We start from the raw sequence: 239 nt of genomic DNA, 5'->3' as shown, positions 1-239 counted from the left end.
GGCGAACTCCAAGGTCACGGTCAGCATCGACGGCAAGGCCTTCGTGATGTTCACCAAGGACAAGGCCGCCTGGGTCGAGAACGCGGCGGAAGAGCCGGCGCTGGTTGCCGCGATGAAGACCGGCCACAACATGAGCGTCAGCGCCGTGTCGGGCCGCGGCACCAAGACTTCCTACGCCTATTCCCTGCAGGGCATTTCCGCCGCGCTGAAGCAGATCGAAACCTGCAAGTAAGCGCGGC

1 protein-coding gene is annotated in these 239 nt (G+C 64.0%); it reads left to right on the top strand.

Annotation, left to right across the window (positions count from 1 at the left end):
• On the top strand, window positions 1–232 hold a 232-nt coding region (locus tag KVS69_RS20470), incomplete at its 5' end, for an invasion associated locus B family protein (RefSeq protein ID WP_217540155.1).
• Between the last annotated feature and the right edge of the window lie 7 nt (window positions 233–239).

The sequence above is a fragment of the Stenotrophomonas sp. GbtcB23 genome, assembly GCF_019091045.1.
GTDB classification, from domain to species: domain Bacteria; phylum Pseudomonadota; class Gammaproteobacteria; order Xanthomonadales; family Xanthomonadaceae; genus Stenotrophomonas; species Stenotrophomonas rhizophila_A.
The sequence above is the reverse complement of the archived record's forward strand: the minus strand, read 5'-3'. Positions and strand labels throughout refer to the sequence as shown.